The sequence below is a fragment of the Amycolatopsis sp. WAC 01416 genome (assembly GCF_003947485.1).
Lineage (GTDB): Bacteria > Actinomycetota > Actinomycetes > Mycobacteriales > Pseudonocardiaceae > Amycolatopsis.
This window is the reverse complement of record NZ_QHHX01000012.1, coordinates 271,368-288,995: the sequence shown is the minus strand read 5'-3', so window position 1 is coordinate 288,995 and position 17,628 is coordinate 271,368. Positions and strand designations below refer to the sequence as shown.

Here is a 17,628-nt window from a genome sequence, read left to right as displayed (position 1 = left end):
CTAAGCGCGCTCCTGTGACCTTGCACGCCCGGATGCCATGAAAGGTCCTTTCCTTGCAAAATTTGCAAGGAAAGGACCTTTCATGGCGCTTGTCGGGAGGGGGATCAGCGCTCCGCGATGGGCGCGTAGTCCCGCGAAGCGTAGCCGGTGTAGATCTGCCGCGGGCGGCCGATCTTCGTGGCCGGGTCCTGGATCATCTCGCGCCAGTGCGCGATCCAGCCCGGCAGGCGGCCGAGCGCGAACAGCACGGTGAAGTACTTCGTCGGGAAGCCGAGCGCCCGATAGATCAGGCCGGTGTAGAAGTCGACGTTCGGGTACAGCTTCCGCTCGATGAAGTAGTCGTCCGAGAGCGCGGTCTCTTCCAGCTTCTTCGCGATGTCGAGCAGCTGGTCGCCGCCCTTGAGCTTGGAGAGGATCTCGTCCGCGGTGTTCTTGATGATCTTCGCGCGCGGGTCGTAGTTCTTGTAGACCCGGTGCCCGAAGCCCATCAGGCGGACACCCTTTTCCTTGTTCTTCACGCGGGTGACGAAGTTCGCGACGTCGCCGCCCTCGGCCTGGATGCCCTCGAGCATGTCCAGCACCGCGCTGTTGGCGCCACCGTGCAGCGGGCCGAAGAGCGCGTTGATCCCGGCCGAGATCGAGGCGAACAGGTTCGCCTCGGAGGAGCCGACGAGGCGCACCGTCGACGTCGAGCAGTTCTGCTCGTGGTCGGCGTGCAGGATGAACAGCAGGTCGAGCGCCTTGGCGACGTCCGGGTCGACCTCGTAGGGCTCGGCCGGGAAGCCGAAGGTCATCCGCAGGAAGTTCTCGACCAAGCCGAGCGAGTTGTCCGGGTACAGCAGCGGCTGGCCGACGGACTTCTTGTAGGCGTACGCGGCCAGGGTGGGAACCTTGGCCAGCAGGCGAATGGTGGACAGCTCCACGTTCGGTTCGTCGAACGGGTTGAGCGAGTCCTGGTAGAAGGTCGACAGCGCGGATACGGCGCTGGAGAGCACCGGCATCGGGTGCGCGTCGCGCGGGAAGCCGCTGAAGAAGGCCTTGAGGTCTTCGTGCAGCAGGGTGTGGCGCTGGATCTTCTCGGTGAACTCGGACAGCTGCGTCTGGGTGGGCAGCTCGCCGTAGATGAGCAGGTACGAGACCTCGATGAAGGTCGACTTCTCGGCCAGCTGCTCGATCGGGTACCCGCGGTAGCGCAGGATGCCGGCGTCACCGTCGATGTAGGTGATGGCCGACGACGCGGCACCGGTGTTCACGAAGCCCGGGTCGTGGGTGATGTACCCGGTCGTCGCCAGCAGCTTCCCCAGCTCGATCCCAGGCGCGCCCTCGACCGGGTGGATCACCTTGAACTCGTGCTCACCATTGGGCAGGCGCAGCGTCGCGGTCTCGCCCGTCGTCGCGTCGGACATGTAAGTCCCTCTCACGTTCAGCACGGGCCGGCGGCGCCTGTAGGTCCCACAGGTACGCCCTCTTTCACGCGCGTGACCCATGGCCTCGCTGCACACCGCCCCGCTGGGGTATGAATTCCCCTCCACGCTAGTCGAGAATGGGGTCAACGCGCAGCGGGTGAGTTGCTCACAACAGCCCCTTTGGGACCAGGTTCACACGGCGGATGCCATATCCCCGGCCGTCGGCGGTTCCGCCCCGCTCCGCGAGACGGTGATCGACGCCGCTTTCGCCGCGAATTCGAGCGCCGTACGCCAGCCGTCGGCGTCGAGTGTGGACACGTCACGCACCCCGTTCGAGTACAGCCACGCCAGCAAGGCGCCCTGCACGGTGTCACCGGCGCCGATCGTGTCGACGACGTCGACCCGGCGTGACGGGACCTGCGCGATTTCGCCCGCTCGTGTGATGACGGACAGTCCCTGCGCGCCGCGGGTGAGCACGACGGCATCGACTCCGCAAGAGGTCCAGACCTTTGCCGCGTCGACCGGATCGGCGCCCTCGGCGAGCCATTCCGTGTCGTCGTCGGAGATCTTGAGCAGGCGGATATGCGGCAGCCAGGACTCGAACCTCGCCCGGTACGCCGCCGGATCGGTGATCAGCGCCGCGCGAATGTTCGGATCGAGGACGGTCAGCACACCGCGGGCGGATTCGCGGCGCAACACGGTTTCGTAGGTGCTCGCCCCCGGCTCCAGGACCATGCCGAGGGTGCCGAGCGAGAGCGCCGTCACATTCTCCGGCAGCGGGCCGGGGTCGCCGACGAGCCTGTCCGCGGTGCCCTCGGTGTAGAAGGTGTACTGGGCGGAACCCTTCTCGTCGAGCGCGACCACGGCGAGGGTCGTCGGCTCGTTTCCCCGTTGCAGCAAGGCGGTGTCGACACCGGAGGCGTGCAGCCGGTCCACCAGCGCGACGCCGAACCGGTCGTTCGAGACCCGCGAGAAGAACCCCGTCGGGACGCCGAGCCGCCCGGCGGCGAGCGCGACGTTGTAGGGACCACCACCCATCCGGGGCAGCAGCGCGCGCAACCCACCGTCCACAGTGGAATCCAACGGTGCACCGGGAACGAGGTCGACCAGCGCCTCTCCACCTACGACGATCACGGGCGCGATGCTAGCCGAGGCGGCGGCAAGACCACCAGAATTGTCATTTCAGGACATTTTCGGTTCGAGGCCGCCGAGAAGGACTTCCGACAAAGCGGTGAACGCCTCGGCGTCGGTCACCCCGGCGCGCTGACCGATGACGCCGGTCTGGATTCCCTCGATGATCAGCCCCGCCATTTCCGCGATCAGCCGCGCGTGCACCTCACGGAAAACCCCGTCGGTGACGCCCCGATCGATGAACGACCGGATCCGCTGGGCCGCGGCGCGGCTGTTGAGCTGATACGCGTCCCGCGCCGGCGCGAATTCGGCGATATCGGTCATGAAAGCGGCCGAAGCACGATTCAGGTACTCGGAGATCCCGGCGAGGTACTCCCCGAGGATCTTGCGGGCGTCGTCGATCCCGTCGATCCGCTCTTCGAGCAGCTCGGCGGCGCCCTTGAAAAAGTGGGTGACGACCTTGACCGCGAGCTGCTCCTTGCTGGGCGCGAGCGCGTAGAGGGTCGATTTCGAGCAGTGGAGCCTTGCGGCGAGATCGTCCAGCGTGAACTGGGAGAACCCCTCGGCGAGGAAGAGCTCTTCAAGCTCCGAGAGCAGTGCTCTCTGGCGCGCGGTGGGCTGACGGCGCGGGGTCATCGGATCACTATCCCTTACCCGGATCGCGGGTCCCCAGACAGTTCATACTGTACTCTCAATGGGCCCACAGTACTGTTTCGAGTACAGTTCAGCTCGGAGGAACCATGCCGGCGGATCGTCTTCTGCCCAGCACCGAGGCCAAGGACCTGATCGACCTGGCCAAGGAGATCGCGCGCGAGGAGCTCGCCCCGATCGCGAGCAAGTACGAAGAGACCGCGCACTTCCCGCGCGAGCAGTTCCGGCTGCTCGGACAGGCCGGGCTGCTCGGGCTGCCGTACGCGGAGCGATGGGGCGGCGGGGACCTGCCGTACGAGGTCTACCTGCAGGTTCTCGAGGAGATCGCGACCGCGTGGATGTCGGTCGGCGTCGGGCTGTCCGTGCACACGATGTCCTGCTTCGCACTCGCGCACCACGGCACCGACGAGCAGCGCGACCGCTGGCTGCCCGCGATGCTGGAAGGCGGCCTGCTGGGTGCGTACGCGCTTTCGGAGACCCACGCCGGCTCCGACGCGGCCGCCCTCTCGACCCGCGCGCGGCTCGACGGCGACCAGTACGTCGTGAACGGCACGAAGGCGTGGATCACCCACGCGGGTGAGGCAGACTTCTACACGACCATGGTGCGCACCAGCGACGACGGCGGACAGGGCATCACCTGCCTGCTCGTCGACGCGGCGACTCAAGGCCTCTCGGCCGCGCCGCCCGAGCGGAAAATGGGCCTCACCGGCTCGACCACCGCGCAACTGATGTTCGAAGACGCCGCCGTCGACGCCGACCGGCGGATCGGCGAAGAGGGCCAGGGCCTGAAGATCGCGCTGTCGTCGCTCAGCTCCGGACGGCTGGGCATCGCCGCTTGCGCAGTCGGGCTCGCGCAGGCCGCGCTCGACGAGGCCCTCGAGTACGCGAAGGGGCGCACGCAGTTCGGGCGGCCGATCATCGAGTTCCAGGGCCTGGAGTTCCTGCTGGCCGACATGGCCGCGACCGTCGAGACCTCCCGCGCCATGTACCTCGACGCCGCCCGCCGCCGCGACCGCGGGCTGCCGTTCCAGCGGCAGGCGTCCATCGCGAAGCTCGTCGCGACCGACGGCGCGATGAAGGTGACCACCGACGCCGTCCAGGTCCTCGGCGGCGCCGGATACACGAAGGACTTCCCGGTGGAGCGGTACATGCGAGAGGCGAAGGTGCCGCAGATCTTCGAGGGCACGAACCAGATCCAGCGCATGGTGATCGCGCGGGAACTCCGGAAAGGCTGACTCTCCGCACTGATACGATCACCAGTGGTCACCCAGAAGCCGTGAGGCACTGTGGAAGACGTGAGGAGACGCTGTGACAGCCCTTCCCTACTCCACGGCCGGGTCGCACGGCGAACCAGGGTGGGCCGTCCCGGATCATCTGCTGTCCATCGCGGAGTACGCGGCGCTCGGTGAGCCCGATTCCGGATTCACCGAGCTCGTGGAAGGCCGCCTTGTCACGTCACCGAGTCCCAAGAGGAGGCCCAACAAGGCGCTGTACGCCTTGGCGAGGCAACTGGAATCCCAGCTGCCCGACCATCTCGAATTCGTCCAGGACATCGATGTCGATCTAGGGCTGGTTCCACCTGGAGAGCCGGGTTTCGCCAGGCGACCGGATCTGATCATCGCCCTCCGCGCAGCAGGCGAGCGGATCGACGAAGAGGACACGATGTACCACCCGGACGACATCGTCGTCGTGGTCGAGATCGTGTCACCGGGCTCGAAACGCACCGACTACGTGACCAAACACGGCGAGTACGCCGACGCGGGGATCCCGCACTACTGGATCGTCGATCTCGGCGAGCCCGTCTCGCTTGTCGCCTGCCACCGAGCAGGCGAACTCGGCTACCAGGACGCTCCGGCCATGACCGGCGAATTCGCCGCCACCGAGCCGTTTCCGGTGAAACTGGAGCTCGACCGGCTTCTGGCATAGCCGCTCAGTGCCCTGTCGGGCCGAACTGCCGGGGCGATTGCTGTTGCGGCGGCTGCTGCGGCCAGCCGCCCTGCGCCGGGTACGGCTGCTGATACTGCTGGACGGCCTGCGCCGGCGGACCGGGCCGCATCGGCGGCGGGTACTGCTGAACCGCCTGGTTCGCGTACGGCCGTGGGTTTCCTGGCTGCGGCGGAAATCCCGGTTGCGCCTGTCCTTGCCACTGAGGCTGCGCTTGCCATTGCTGCTGCGGCTGCCCGCCTTGCGGCGCCGTCACGCCGGCCCGCGACGCGCGACGCTTCTTTCGGATCAGCATCGTCGCGCCCAGCCCGGTCAGCCCGACCCCGACTCCGCCCACCCACAGACCATGGTTCTTGAAGGCCTTCTCACGGACCTCCGCACCGTGCTTCATCTGGTCGTAGGTCTCCGTACGGACGGTGCGGCCACCCTTGGTGGTCTCGCAGACATCGCCGTACGACATGAGCCTGCCGTCGCATTTGATGGCGCTCGAGTCTTCGGTCGCCCACAACAGGCAGACACCCAAGAAGCCGAAACCGATTACCAGGACAAGAACCCAGCGCTTCATGTGTTACACACCCTCCCCAGTGTGTCACACATGAGAGCACAGGTGGGTCCGTCCTGGCAAGGCCGGCGTCAGCCTTCGCGGTACCGGCGTTCCTCGGTGACGCCGACCCCGGCTTCCTCGTCGAAGTGGTAGACCTCGCGCCCGCGCACGAACACCCGCATGGCGCGGTTCATCACGTCGAGCGGGTCACCCGACCAGAGGACCACGTCGGCGTCGAGGCCCGGCTTCAGCGCGCCGACCTGGTCGTCGAGATCCAGCATCGCGGCCGGGTTGACGGTCAGCGCCTTCAGCGCGGTCTCCGGGTCGAGGCCGTCCTTCACCGACAGCGCCGCTTGGTACACCAGGAAGTTGATCGGCACGACCGGGTGGTCCGTGGTGATCGCGATCCGCACGCCCGCCCTGGCGAGGATGCCGGGCGCGCGCAGGGTGCGATTGCGCAGCTCCACTTTGGACTTGGTGGTGAACAGCGGGCCGAGGATCACCGGTACGTCCCGCTCGGCGAGCAGATCCGCGATCAAGTGGCCTTCGGTGCCGTGGTTGATCACCAGCTTGTAGCCGAACTCGTCCGCCAGCCGAATGGCGGTGACCATGTCGTCGGCGCGGTGGACGTGCTGGTCCCAGTACAGCTCGCCGTCGAGGACCTTGGCCAGCGTCTCCTTGGTCAGATCGACGTCGAACGGCTTGCCCTCGGCGGCGGCGTGGTCGCGCTGGGCGGCGTAGTTGCGCGCGGCGGTGAACGCGTCGCGGATGGTCGACGCGACGCCGAGCCTGGTCGACGGCGTCTGCTTTTTGTCGCCGTAGACGCGCTTCGGGTTCTCGCCGAGCGCGCTCTTCACGCTGACGCCCTCGGCGAAGATCATGTCCAGCACGGTCCTGCCCCAGGTCTTGACGCCGATCGTCTGCCCGCCGATGGGGTTCCCCGAGCCGGGCTTGATGACGACGCTGGTGACACCGCCCGCGAGCGCGTCGTCGAAGCCGGGCTCGTACGGGTCGATCCCGTCGATCGCCCGGAACCGCGCGCCGTTGGGGTCGGTCATCTCGTTGGTGTCGTTGCCCGACCAGCCTTCGCCGTCCTCGTGGACCCCGAGGTGGGCGTGCGCGTCGATGAACCCGGGCAGCACCCAGCTGCCCGCGGCGTCGATCAGTTCGGCGTCGTCGGGGACGTCGACGTCGGCGTCCGTGCCGACGGCGACGATCTTCCCGTTCTCGATGAGGACCGTGCCGCCGTCGATCGGATCACCGTCGACCGGGACGACGTAACCACCGACGATGGCCTTGACCTGTGCTTTGTTCGACATACTTTGACACGCTAACGAACTGGGCCGCCGGTCCGCACGCGGGGCTTTTCGAAGTGGACCAGCTCGTAGTGTTCCTCGGGCGTCCGGTGCGTTTCGACGTAGCCGAGCTTGCGGTACATCCGCAGCGGGCCGGCGCTCCGCTCGCCGGTGAACAGGCGGAACACGGTCACCGAAGGCGGCGCGGCCGCTTCGGCGGCGAGCAGCAACGAGCTGCCGAGCCCGTGTCCCTGCCTGTCCGGGGCCACGATGAGCCTGCCGACGAGACCGGCCTCGCCGTCCACGACGATCCGGACACTCGCCACCAATCGCCCGGATTCCCTGACGCCCCAGGCGAAACACGCGGCATCGCCCAGCGCCTCCTTGGCCTGTTCGAGGGTCTCCAGCAGCGGTGGGAGGTCGATATTCCCGTGTGCCCTCGCCTCCGATACGTAGGCCGCGAGCTGCAAAGTGAGCGCTTCGCCCGCGTCCACGGGCCCGAGCCGGAGCGGCGATGGTGACGTCATCAGCGGACCCGGATTCCCCAGCTCCCGGTCCACGAGGACGCGGGCTCCAGGTCGATCAGGTCGGTGCCGATGTTGAGCGCGTCGGCGGGGCAGGTCATCGGCTCGATCGCCACCGCCCGGCCGCGGCCGACCAGGTCGTCCGGCGTGAACACCTGTGCCCAGCGGAAGTCCGGCCCGGCCCAGACCAGCAGCTCCCGCTCCCCGTGCGAAAGGACGTGGTGATGGTTGCCGTCCTCGGCCACGCTCAGCCCGCCGAACGCCGTGTCCAGGTCGACGCCTTCGAGCACCTTGCCGGACCGGAAGTCGTACTCGGTCCCCTCGACGTCCTGTTCGTCGGCGTACGGCATCTGCTCGTCGCCGAGGTACGGCCGGACCCGGCTCGCGGGCAGCGTCAGGGTCAGCTCGTCGGTGGGCACGTCGCCGATGCGGAAGTACGGGTGCGTGCCGAGTCCGACGCCGATCGGGCTCTCGCCCTCGTTGCGGATCTCGTGCGTCACGACCAGTTCGCGCGGCGAGATCTCGTAGGTGATCGTCGCGCGCAGCGGCACCGGCCAGCCTTCCTGCGCCGGGACGTCGATGGCCAGGGTGATCGACGACTCCGCGTGCTCGAGGAGCTCCCACTCCTCGTGCCGGGTCAGGCCGTGGATCGCGTTGCCACGTGCCTCCTCGGTGATCGCGAGCTGCTGCTTCTCCCCCTGGTGCACCCACTGGCCGCCCTTGGTGCGGTTCGGCCAGGGCAGCAGCACCTGCCCGGCACCCTTCGGCGGCTTCTCGTCCTCGGCGAACGCCTCGACGTACGGCACGCCGCCGACCTCGAACGCGCGCAACCCGGCACCGATCTCGGTGACGACGGCGCGCGCGTTGCCGCGGGTGATCTCGAACTGCTCTCCGGTGGGATTGGCCATGCGACGAGGTTACTGTGGGAACGCCAGGCCCGGACGAAGGAGACCGCCACGATGACCGTTCCCGGCTACCCCAGCACCGTCGGGCGCGTCCTGGAACGGAGCGCGCGACGCGTCCCGGGCCGGGTCGCGCTCACGTTCGCCGATCGCGTGTGGACCTACGCGGAACTCGACCGCGCGGCGGGCCGGGTCGCGGCGAAGCTGCTCGGCCGCGGGCTCGTCCACGGCGACCGTGTCGCGGCCTTCGGCAAGAACTCCGACGCGTACCTGTTGCTGTACCTCGGTTGCGCGCGCGCCGGCCTGGTGCACGTGCCGGTGAACTTCAACGCGCGCGGCGAAGAACTCGAGTACCTGCTCACGCAGTCCGAGCCCGCCGTCGCCTTCGTCGACCCCTCGCTGGCCGGACACGTCAGCGTCGAGCATGTGTCCACATTGGACGTCCTGGACTGGGCGCTGGACGAGACCGTTGCCCCGCACGAGGAATCCGGGGTCACCGACGATGACCTCGTCCAGCTGCTCTACACCTCCGGAACGACCTCGCGACCGAAGGGCGCGATGCTCACCCACCGCGCGCTGGTGCACGAGTACTCGTCCTGCATCGCCGCGCTCGACCTGAGCGACCGCGACGTGCCGCTGCACGCGCTGCCGCTGTACCACTCGGCGCAGATGCACGTCTTCCTGATGCCCGGCCTGGCCGTCGGCGCGACGAACCACCTCGTCGAGTCACCCGACCTCGGCGACATCCTCACGCGGATCCCGCGTCAGGGCGTCACTTCGCTGTTCTTCCCGCCGACCGTCTGGGTGGGACTCGCGAATCACCCTGGTCTGGCGGACGCGGATCTGAGCGGTCTCACCAAGGCCTACTACGGCGCGTCGATCATGCCCGTCCCGGTGCTGAACGCGCTGCGCTCACGGCTGCCGGAAGTGGGTTTCTACAACTGCTTCGGCCAGTCCGAGATCGGTCCACTCGCGACGGTGCTGCGTCCCGAAGAGCACGACGCGCGGCCGGATTCCGTCGGCCGCCCGGTGCTCTTCGTCGAGACACGCGTGGTGGACGCCGCGATGAACGACCTCCCGCCGGGCGAACTCGGCGAGGTCGTGTACCGCTCTCCCCAGCTGTGCACCGGTTACTGGGGCAAACCCGAGGAGTCGGTGGAGGCTTTCGCGGGCGGCTGGTTCCATTCCGGTGATCTGGTGCGCCAGGACGACGAGGGCTACCTGTTCGTCGTCGACCGGATCAAGGACGTCGTCAACACCGGTGGCGTCCTCGTCGCGTCGCGCGAGGTGGAGGACGCGCTGTACGCGCATCCCGCCGTCGCCGAGGTCGCCGTCGTCGGCCTGCCGCACGAACGCTGGATCGAGGCGATCGCCGCGGTGGTCGTCGCGAAGGAGCCCATCGAAGAAGCGGAACTGATCGAGTTCGCCAAGAGGTCGCTGGCGGCGCACAAGGTACCGAAGTCGGTGCACTTCGTCGGCGAGTTGCCGAAGAACGCGTCCGGGAAGCTGCTCAAACGCGAGTTGCGGCACCAATTCGGCGGCTCGGCGTCCGCCTTGGGCCTCGTGAGTGGCAAGGACGGCTGCTGAGGGGTCGGTCAGAGGTGACGTCGGGTGAGGGTGTGTGGAAATAGGGACGTTGAGTGTCCCTATTTCCACACACCCTCTTCTGGATCTGGCCGTCACAGGGACTGTCGTGCGGGACTGTGTGGATTTTGGGTCATCTGACGTCCCAAAATCCACACAGTGAGGCATCCGGCGTGCACGAGTTCACGGACGGCGCTCTCACGAGATCTCCAGAACGTGCGCCCACCCGTGCGACCGGCCAGGGTCACTAGACCGGTCGTCATAGTTTGGGCTACAGTCGGCCGCATGGTCCGCCGCACCGACACCAGGCAGCGCATGCTCGACTCCGCCGCCGAGCTCTTCCACCAGCAGGGTTACCACGCCACCGGGCTGAACCAGCTCGTCACCGCCGTCGGCGCGCCCAAGGGGTCGCTGTACTTCCACTTCCCCGGCGGCAAGGAGCAGCTGGCCGCGGAGGCCATCCGCCAGTCCGCGGATCGTCTCTGCGATCAGTTGCGCACGATCGCCGCCAACGCGCCCGACATCGTCACCGGGATCGAGACCATCATCGACGCGCTCGCGACCTCGCTGGAGGAGTCGGATTTCCAGCGCGGCTGCCCGCTCGCGACGGTCGCGCTCGACGCTTCGGGTGACAGCGAGGTGATCCGCCAGGCCTGCGCCGACGGCTACACCTCCTGGCACACCGTCATCGCCGAGGCGCTGGACACCGACAAGGCGGACCAGCTGGCGACCGTCGTCCTCGCCGCCATCGAGGGCGGTTTGCTGCTGGCCAAGACCCTGCACGACACCGCGCCGCTGCGCGCGATCGCCCCTCATCTGGCCACCACACTCGAACGGGAGTTGTCCTGATGCGCGTCCACCACCTCAACTGCGGGACCCTGCGGCCGATCGGCGGCAAACTCGTCGACGGCAGGCCGGGGCTGTTCCGCCGCGCGGAACTGGTCTGCCACTGCCTTTTGCTGGAGACCGGCACGGGGCTCGTCCTCGTCGAAACCGGCGTCGGCACACCGACCGTCGGCAGGCCGGCCGAATGGCTCGGCGCCGGCTTCGTCCGGCTCGTCCACCCCGACAGCGACGACGACCTGAGCGCCACCACCCAGATCCGCAAGCTCGGCTTCGACCCGGCCGACGTGCGCGACATCGTGCTCACCCATCTCGACCTCGACCACGCGGGCGGGCTCGTCGACTTCCCTCAAGCCCGGGTCCACGTCCACGCGCGCGAACTCCAGGCACTGGAGAAGCCGATCGACCGCAAGGAGGCGAGCCGCTACCGGAAGGTCCAGTTCAGCCACGGTCCGAAGTGGAAGTCGTACCGCGCCGACGGCGAGCCGTGGTTCGGATTCGACGCCGTCCGCGAGCTCGAAGGGGTCCCGGACGTCCTGCTCATCCCTCTGGCGGGGCACACCCGCGGGCACGCCGGCATCGCGGTCGACACCGGTGACGGCTGGCTCCTCAACGCCGGTGACGCCGTCTTCCACGGCGGCGAACTGGAGCGAAACCCTCACGTCCCCTTCGCACTCGGCTTCTTCGAGTCGTACATGCAGACGGAGAAGGCGGCACGACTGGACAACCAGCGCCGGCTGCGCGAACTTGTCAGTGACAACGGTGCCGAAGTGACGGTCTTCGCCGCGCACGACGTCACCGCATTCGAACGGCTCAGCCAGAGGAGCAGGTTATGAAGGTGCACCACCTGAACTGCGGCACGATGCGCGCACCGGGAGGCAAGCTGCTCGACGGCCAGCCCGGTCTGCTTCGCCGCTCGGAGCTGGTGGCACACTGCCTGCTCATCGAGACCGGCGACGGTCTCGTGCTGGTGGACACCGGTTTCGGCCGCGAGGGGGTCGCGAATCCCGGCGCGTGGCTCGGCACGCCGTTCACGATGATGGTCGGCGCGAAGCCGGTCGAGACGGAGACGGCGGCCCACCACGTCGAGGCGCTCGGGCACAAGCTCGAAGACGTCCGGCACATCATCTGCACCCACCTCGACGTCGACCACGCGGGCGGGCTCGCGGACTTCCCGAACGCCGTCGTGCACGTCCGCACCGCGGAGCACGACGCGGCGACGTCACCGTCCGGCCAGAGCGAGAAGTTCCGCTTCCGCGCCAACCAGTTCGCCCACCGTCCTTTGTGGAGTCATTACGACGAGGCCGGGGACGAGTGGTTCGGCTTCCAGGCCGTCCGTGAGCTCAAGGGCCTGCCGCCGGAGATCCTGCTGGTGCCGCTCGCGGGCCACACCAAGGGCCACACCGGGGTGGCGGTCGACACCGGCGGCGGCTGGCTGCTGCACGCCGGCGACGCGTACTTCTTCCACGGTCAGCTGGATCCGGTGAAGCCGCACTGCCCGCCGGGGATGACCGCCTTCCAGAACATGGTGCAGACCCTGCGCAAACCGCGGCTGGAGAACGTCGAGCGGCTGCGGGAGCTGAGCCGAGAACACGCCGACGAGGTCACCGTGTTCTCGGCCCACAGCCCGGTCGAATACCAGTCGCTCAGCCGGGGATAGGAGCCCTCAGCCGACCGGCGGCTCGACGGGCTGCCGGTCCTCTTCACTGTGCGTGGCCCGCATGACGAGCCAGTTGATCCCCCACAGCACGATGCCGACGCCGAGCAGGATCGCGGCGACCTTGTAGTCGCGCGCGGGCCGCCCGGACAACGGGGTCACCAGGTAGAGACAGAAGATCGCGGCCAGCACCGGGATGATGGTCGGCGCGCGGAAGTGCTTGTGCGCCGCCTTCTCCTTCCGCAGTACCAGTACCGCGACGTTGACGATGGCGAACACCGCCAGCAGCAGCAACGCCGTCGTCCCGCCGAGCACACTGATGTCCACAAAGGACACCAGGGCGATCGCGATCAGGCTGGTGAAAACGATCGCCACCCAAGGGCTGCGGCGGAACGGGTGCACGGTGCCCAGCTGCTTCGGGATGATCCGCTGGTTCGCCATGCCGTACAGCAAACGGCTGGCCATCAGCATGTTGATCAGCGCCGAGTTGATGACCGCGAAGAGACCGATCGCGGAGAAGACCTCGCGCGGGAACCCGGGGGCCCCGACGTCGAGCACCTTCAGCAGCGCGCTGCTCTTGGCGGCCTCCAGATCGTCGGCGGGCACCAGCAGCGAAGAGGTCACGGAGACCAGGATGTAGATGGTCGCGGCGATGACCATGCCCCACAGCATCGCCTTCGGGAAGATCCGGATCGGGTCCTTGCACTCCTCGGCCATGTTCACCGAGTCCTCGAAGCCGACCATCGCGAAGAACGCCAGCGACGTCGCCGAGGTGATCGCCACCAGCATCGTCTGGTTCTCGGTGTCGAACTCGACCAGCCGCGACGCGTCCCCGTTGCCGTTCAGCACCGCCCACACGCCGACCCCGATGATGATCAGCAGACCGCCGATCTCGATGCAGGTCAGCACCACGTTGGTCTTCACCGATTCGGAGACCCCGCGGAAGTTGATCAGCGCGAGCCCGATCACGAACAGGATCGCCACCAGCGGCATCGGCGCGGTGATGAATTCCTTGAGGTAGGTGTCCCCGAAGGCCTTCGCCGCCGACGAAGCCGACGTGATCCCCGAGCACATCACCGCGAACGCCACCATGAAGGTGAGGAAGCGGAGCTTGAACGCCTTGTGCGTGTACAGCGCGGCCCCCGCCGCCTGCGGGTACTTGCCGACCAGTTCCAGATAGCTGAACGCGGTCATGATCGCGACCACGAACGCGATCAGGAACGGCAGCCACAGCGCGCCGCCCACTCGGCCGGCGACCTGTCCGGTGAGCGCGTAGACGCCCGTCCCGATGATGTCCCCCACCACGAAGAACAGCAGGAGCTTGGAACCCATGACCCGTTTGAGGCTCGGCTGACCGGCCGGACCGGTCTGTTCTGTTGTCGTCGTGTCCGCCATGCGGCAAGAGTGTGCCGTATCACGTCTGGTGCCGACAGTCCGGTTTGGTCAGTTCTTCGTCACGGGTTGACGAAGCACGCCTTTGGGTAAGTCGCTCAGTTGGCGTCGACCGCGGTCTTCACAAGCGGGGTCATCATTTCCTGCGTCATCTTCGCCGGGCCGGTGTAGTTGACCAGCACGGGCACATCGCCGACGAGCTCGGCTGCCGCCAGCGTCGCGGTCTTGTTCTCGTCGACGTAGAAGAGAGCGCCCTCGCCGACACCGGTGACGTCCTTCGACCCCGCCTTCGCCTTCTTCAGCGCGGCGACCATCTCGGCGGGCTGGAGCTTCTTGCCCTCGAAGCGGGTCACCGCGAGCGCGCCGATCTGCTTGCCTGCTGCCGAGTAGACGCAGCTCTTGGCCTTGCCACCGTTGGCGGCGTTGTCCTGCACCGGACCCGGCGCCGACGTCACGCCCTGAATGGAGACCGCCTTGCCGACCGCCTCGGCGGGCAGCAGCGCGCACGGCTCCTTCGAACCGTTGCCGCCGGTGGGCGCGGCCGAGGAACTCGGCGCGGCGGAGGGAGCGGGAGCCTGGCTCGACGGCTTGGCCGCGTTGTCCGACTTCTCGTCCCCGGAAGAACAGGCGGAAAGGGTCGCGATGACAGCGGCGAACAGGATGATCGCCCGTGAAATACGCATGGGCCCGACGATAGACCGAACGGCTCAGTCCGCCGGGGCCCGGTACCGCCAGAACGACGGGATCAGCAGCGCCGCGGCGATGACCAGCACGATGACCAGCACCCCGCCGCCGGAGGCCGCGGCGGCGGTGCCGACTCCCGCGGCGGCCCAGCCGTGGGTGAGGTCGGCGATCCGCGGGCCACCCGCGACGACGACGGTGAACACGCCCTGCAGCCGTCCGCGCATTTCGTCGGTGGTGGCGAGCTGCAGGATCGACATCCGGTAGATCGCGCTGACCATGTCGGCCGCGCCGGCGAGCGCCATGAAGAAGACCGCGAGCCACAACGACTGCGCGAGGCCGAAGCCGACGATGGCGGCACCCCAGACGCAGATGGAGATGATCACGCCGACGCCCTGTTTTCGGATCCGGGTGAGCCAGCCGGAGAAGAGACCGATCAGCATCGCGCCCGCCGGGAGGGCGGCGTACAGCCAGCCCAGCGCCGGGCCGCCGCCGGGCGGATCGCCGAAGGTGCGCTCCGCCATCTCCGGGATCAGCGCGCGCGGCATGCCGGCGACCATCGCGATGATGTCGACGAGGAACGAGGCCAACAGGATCTTCTGCTTCGCCAGGTACTTGAAGCCGTCGATGATGTCGCGGATCCCGGCCCGGCGCGCGATCTCGCCGAGCGGCGGGATCGGGGGCAGCTTCCAGACCGCGACAAGGGTCAAGGTCAGTGCGACGACGTCGATCAGGTAGAGCGTCGAAAGGCCGAGGATCGGGATCAGCGAACCGGCCAGCAGCGGGCCGAAGACCGCGCCGAAGGTGGCCATCGTGCTGCTCAGCGCGGTCGCGGGCGCGATCAGTTTGTCCGGCACCAGCCGGGCGACGACGGCGCCGCGGGTCGGCATGTTGATCGCGAAGAACGCCTGGTTGACCGCCAGCAGGGCGAGCACGAGCCAGACCGAGCCGAGGTTCAGGAACGCCTGGAGCCACAGGACCGCCGAAGTGACGGTGACGCCGACGTTGGTGACGAGCAGGAGTTTGCGGCGGTCGACGGCGTCCGCGATGGCGCCGCCCCAGAGGCCGAAGACGAGCAGCGGGACCAGGGCGACCAGGCCGGTCAGGCCGACATACGCCGACGAGCCGGTGAGGTCGAAGACCTGTTTGGGGACCGCGACGGCGGTGAGCTGGCTGCCGACGGCGGTGACCGCGGTGGACAGCCACAGGCGGCGGAACGCGGGGATCTTGAGCGGCCGGGTGTCGACGACGATCGAGCCGAACAGTTTGCGGACACCCTTACGCTGTTCAACCCCCACGTCGTCACTCACAACCCGACAGCTTAGCCGCGCTAACTAACCAATCGCGCGCGATTTATGTCACCGGCCACGCGTGAAGGCCCCCTTCCCTCGGCTGAGCCGAGGGAAGGGGGGCCTTCACGCGAGTGGGATCAGGGCGCTACGCGCTCGACCTGCCAGCCGTCGTCGGTGCGAACGTAGCGGAGCCTGTCGTGCATGCGGTCTTCGCGGCCTTGCCAGAACTCGACGACGTCGGGCCGGATGCGCCAGCCGCCCCAGTGCGGCGGAAACGGGATGTTCTCGACGTCGGCGAAGCGGCGCTCGATGCCGTGGAGCGCGGTCTCGAGGGCGCGGCGGCCGTCGACGACGCGGGACTGCGGCGAGGCCCAGGCTCCGAGCTGCGATCCCCGTGGGCGGGAGGCCCAGTACTCGGCGGTCTCGGCGACGTTGACCTTCTCGACCTCGCCGCGCACGTGGACCTGACGCTGCAGGGCGTACCACGGGAAGGTGATCGACGCGTAGCGCGTCGCGGTGAGGTCGTGGCTCTTGGTGGAGGTGTAGTTCGTGTAGAACACGACGCCGCGTTCGTCGAGGCCCTTGCACAGGACCGTCCGGGAGGACGGCCTGCCTTCGGGGTCGGCGGTCGCGAGCACCATCGCGTTCGGTTCGGGGATCCCGGCGGAGACGGCCTGGTTCAGCCAGTCCTGCAACTGGGCGGTCCAGGTCTCCGCCAACGCGGACTCGTCGAAGGCGGCGCCTTCGTAGGCCACCCTCATCCCGGGCAGGCGTACGACGGCGTCGTCACCGCCGACAGCGCCAGTAGCGCCATCCTTGATCTCCGGCATCATCCGCCAAACCTCCGTACCCGATCGGGGCCCATGACTTCGGCTTTGCCGCCGACGGTATTGCCTAGAAGGCGGCGGCGAAACCCACTGAACGGTGACACCCGCCACCCCTGCCCGATCATCTGTGTGTAGCCGCTGGACCGCAAGCCGTTACCTGCCGGTCACCTGACCGCCCCTGATCGATACAGGTCGATCGTCGGCCGCCGAGGCCTGGCCCGCCGGTCCACGAAATGGCACTCGCTCGCGCGAAGGCGGACTAATTCACCTTTACGGAGGACGAGAATTGCCTGGACAGACCCGGTCCGAGCGGGCCGGCAGGAATTGCAATCGCCGAACCCGACCTATTCTTACCGCCATTTCGAACCATTCGAATTCGGCGACTCCGGGACGCCCAGGGGCCGCCCATCCGGCGCCCGACCAATTCTGTCGTTTGATAGAAATTACCGGCGGGGGAAACACCTCCGACACAGATCCGTGAGATGTGCCAGAAGCGCGACCAAGGCCGGTTCCGGGACGGCAATTGTGTCCCGGAACCGGCCTTCGCTTCTTCCGCCCGGCTGTCAGTTCGTGACGGTGAACTCCGCACGGACGATCCAGCCCCAGCAGTCGTACGACGCCGTGTACCGGCCCGGCACCGTCCCGACCGGACCGTCGCCCCGCAACGCGACACCGATGCCGCCGGTGCCGCCGTCTCCCACCACCCGCAAGGGAATCGGCGCGGCGAGACCGTCCGCGACGAGGGTCGTCGCGAGCTCGCCCGCCCCCGACGGGCGCAGGCAATAGATGTCGGCGGTGACCGTCCCACCTGCGACGACGGCACCCGGGCTCAGGACCAGACTGGACGGTCTGGTCGCGTTCGCCTGCCCCGCACCGGCCAAGGTGGACAAGAGCGCCGCCCCCGCGACGCACAACGCGGCCGAACGAATTTTCATCCTCTGCTCCCTCCAGAAGA

18 protein-coding genes are annotated in these 17,628 nt (G+C 67.9%); 6 read left to right on the top strand and 12 right to left on the bottom strand.

Annotated features, from left to right (window positions below; translation table 11 throughout):
• Nucleotides 1-104 precede the first annotated feature (104 nt).
• The 3 genes from DL990_RS36095 to DL990_RS36085 form a co-directional block, all read right to left on the bottom strand.
• Nucleotides 105-1,406 carry a citrate synthase gene (locus tag DL990_RS36095; protein WP_125684045.1) on the bottom strand — a complete coding sequence of 434 codons (1,302 nt, stop codon included), beginning with the start codon at nt 1,404-1,406 and terminating at the stop codon, nt 105-107.
• Between the two features lie 192 nt (nt 1,407-1,598).
• A complete protein-coding gene (locus DL990_RS36090; RefSeq protein ID WP_125789352.1) occupies nt 1,599-2,540 on the bottom strand; it encodes a carbohydrate kinase in 942 nt (313 codons plus the stop codon).
• Nucleotides 2,541-2,588: 48 nt separating this feature from the next.
• A complete protein-coding gene (locus DL990_RS36085) occupies nt 2,589-3,173 on the bottom strand; it encodes a TetR/AcrR family transcriptional regulator (RefSeq protein ID WP_125789353.1) in 585 nt (194 codons plus the stop codon).
• Nucleotides 3,174-3,277: 104 nt separating this feature from the next.
• Between DL990_RS36085 and DL990_RS36080 the strand changes: the two genes are divergently transcribed.
• Entirely contained in the window at nt 3,278-4,423 is a 1,146-nt protein-coding gene (locus DL990_RS36080) for an acyl-CoA dehydrogenase family protein (RefSeq protein ID WP_125789354.1), read from the top strand.
• 73 nt (nt 4,424-4,496) lie between these two features.
• Complete coding sequence (locus DL990_RS36075) at nt 4,497-5,114, top strand: Uma2 family endonuclease (protein WP_125801378.1); 618 nt, start codon at nt 4,497-4,499, stop codon at nt 5,112-5,114.
• A gap of 4 nt (nt 5,115-5,118) precedes the next feature.
• On the opposite strand, the gene DL990_RS36070 is transcribed toward DL990_RS36075, so the two are convergent.
• The 4 genes from DL990_RS36070 to DL990_RS36055 all read right to left on the bottom strand — a co-directional run bounded on the left by DL990_RS36070 (nt 5,119) and on the right by DL990_RS36055 (nt 8,403).
• Entirely contained in the window at nt 5,119-5,697 is a 579-nt protein-coding gene (locus tag DL990_RS36070; protein ID WP_125801377.1) for a hypothetical protein, read from the bottom strand.
• A 68-nt stretch (nt 5,698-5,765) separates the two neighbouring features.
• Nucleotides 5,766-6,995 carry an amidohydrolase gene (locus tag DL990_RS36065; protein WP_125789356.1) on the bottom strand — a complete coding sequence of 410 codons (1,230 nt, stop codon included), beginning with the start codon at nt 6,993-6,995 and terminating at the stop codon, nt 5,766-5,768.
• 11 nt (nt 6,996-7,006) lie between these two features.
• Nucleotides 7,007-7,498: a GNAT family N-acetyltransferase gene (locus tag DL990_RS36060; RefSeq protein ID WP_370451395.1), complete on the bottom strand. Its 492-nt coding sequence runs from the start codon at nt 7,496-7,498 to the stop codon at nt 7,007-7,009.
• A complete protein-coding gene (locus tag DL990_RS36055) occupies nt 7,498-8,403 on the bottom strand; it encodes an aldose 1-epimerase family protein (RefSeq protein ID WP_125801375.1) in 906 nt (301 codons plus the stop codon). Before DL990_RS36055 ends, DL990_RS36060 begins: the two co-directional genes overlap by 1 nt.
• Nucleotides 8,404-8,454: 51 nt before the next feature.
• On the opposite strand from DL990_RS36055, the gene DL990_RS36050 reads away from it, so the two are divergent.
• The 4 genes from DL990_RS36050 (at nt 8,455) to DL990_RS36035 (ending at nt 12,484) form a co-directional block, all read left to right on the top strand.
• Nucleotides 8,455-9,984: a fatty acyl-CoA synthetase gene (locus DL990_RS36050; protein ID WP_125801374.1), complete on the top strand. Its 1,530-nt coding sequence runs from the start codon at nt 8,455-8,457 to the stop codon at nt 9,982-9,984.
• Between the two features lie 282 nt (nt 9,985-10,266).
• Nucleotides 10,267-10,830: a TetR/AcrR family transcriptional regulator gene (locus tag DL990_RS36045; protein WP_125789360.1), complete on the top strand. Its 564-nt coding sequence runs from the start codon at nt 10,267-10,269 to the stop codon at nt 10,828-10,830.
• Nucleotides 10,830-11,660, top strand: a complete 831-nt coding sequence (locus DL990_RS36040) for an MBL fold metallo-hydrolase (RefSeq protein WP_125789361.1) — start codon at nt 10,830-10,832, stop codon at nt 11,658-11,660. The genes DL990_RS36045 and DL990_RS36040 overlap by 1 nt, the downstream gene beginning before the upstream one ends.
• Entirely contained in the window at nt 11,657-12,484 is an 828-nt protein-coding gene (locus tag DL990_RS36035) for an MBL fold metallo-hydrolase (RefSeq protein ID WP_125801373.1), read from the top strand. The genes DL990_RS36040 and DL990_RS36035 overlap by 4 nt, the downstream gene beginning before the upstream one ends.
• Before the next feature lie 6 nt (nt 12,485-12,490).
• Here the strand turns inward: DL990_RS36035 and DL990_RS36030 are convergent, their stop codons facing one another.
• The 5 genes from DL990_RS36030 to DL990_RS36010 all read right to left on the bottom strand — a co-directional run bounded on the left by DL990_RS36030 (nt 12,491) and on the right by DL990_RS36010 (nt 17,608).
• Complete coding sequence (locus DL990_RS36030; protein ID WP_125789363.1) at nt 12,491-13,876, bottom strand: APC family permease; 1,386 nt, start codon at nt 13,874-13,876, stop codon at nt 12,491-12,493.
• Nucleotides 13,877-13,971: 95 nt separating this feature from the next.
• Nucleotides 13,972-14,556 carry a DUF3558 domain-containing protein gene (locus DL990_RS36025; RefSeq protein ID WP_125801372.1) on the bottom strand — a complete coding sequence of 195 codons (585 nt, stop codon included), beginning with the start codon at nt 14,554-14,556 and terminating at the stop codon, nt 13,972-13,974.
• 24 nt (nt 14,557-14,580) lie between these two features.
• A complete protein-coding gene (locus DL990_RS36020; protein WP_125789365.1) occupies nt 14,581-15,864 on the bottom strand; it encodes an MFS transporter in 1,284 nt (427 codons plus the stop codon).
• Nucleotides 15,865-15,983: 119 nt separating this feature from the next.
• Entirely contained in the window at nt 15,984-16,679 is a 696-nt protein-coding gene (gene pdxH / locus DL990_RS36015; protein ID WP_125801371.1) for a pyridoxamine 5'-phosphate oxidase, read from the bottom strand.
• A gap of 557 nt (nt 16,680-17,236) precedes the next feature.
• On the bottom strand, nt 17,237-17,608 hold the full coding sequence (locus DL990_RS36010) for a hypothetical protein (protein ID WP_125789367.1): 372 nt from the start codon (nt 17,606-17,608) through the stop codon (nt 17,237-17,239).
• Between the last annotated feature and the right edge of the window lie 20 nt (nt 17,609-17,628).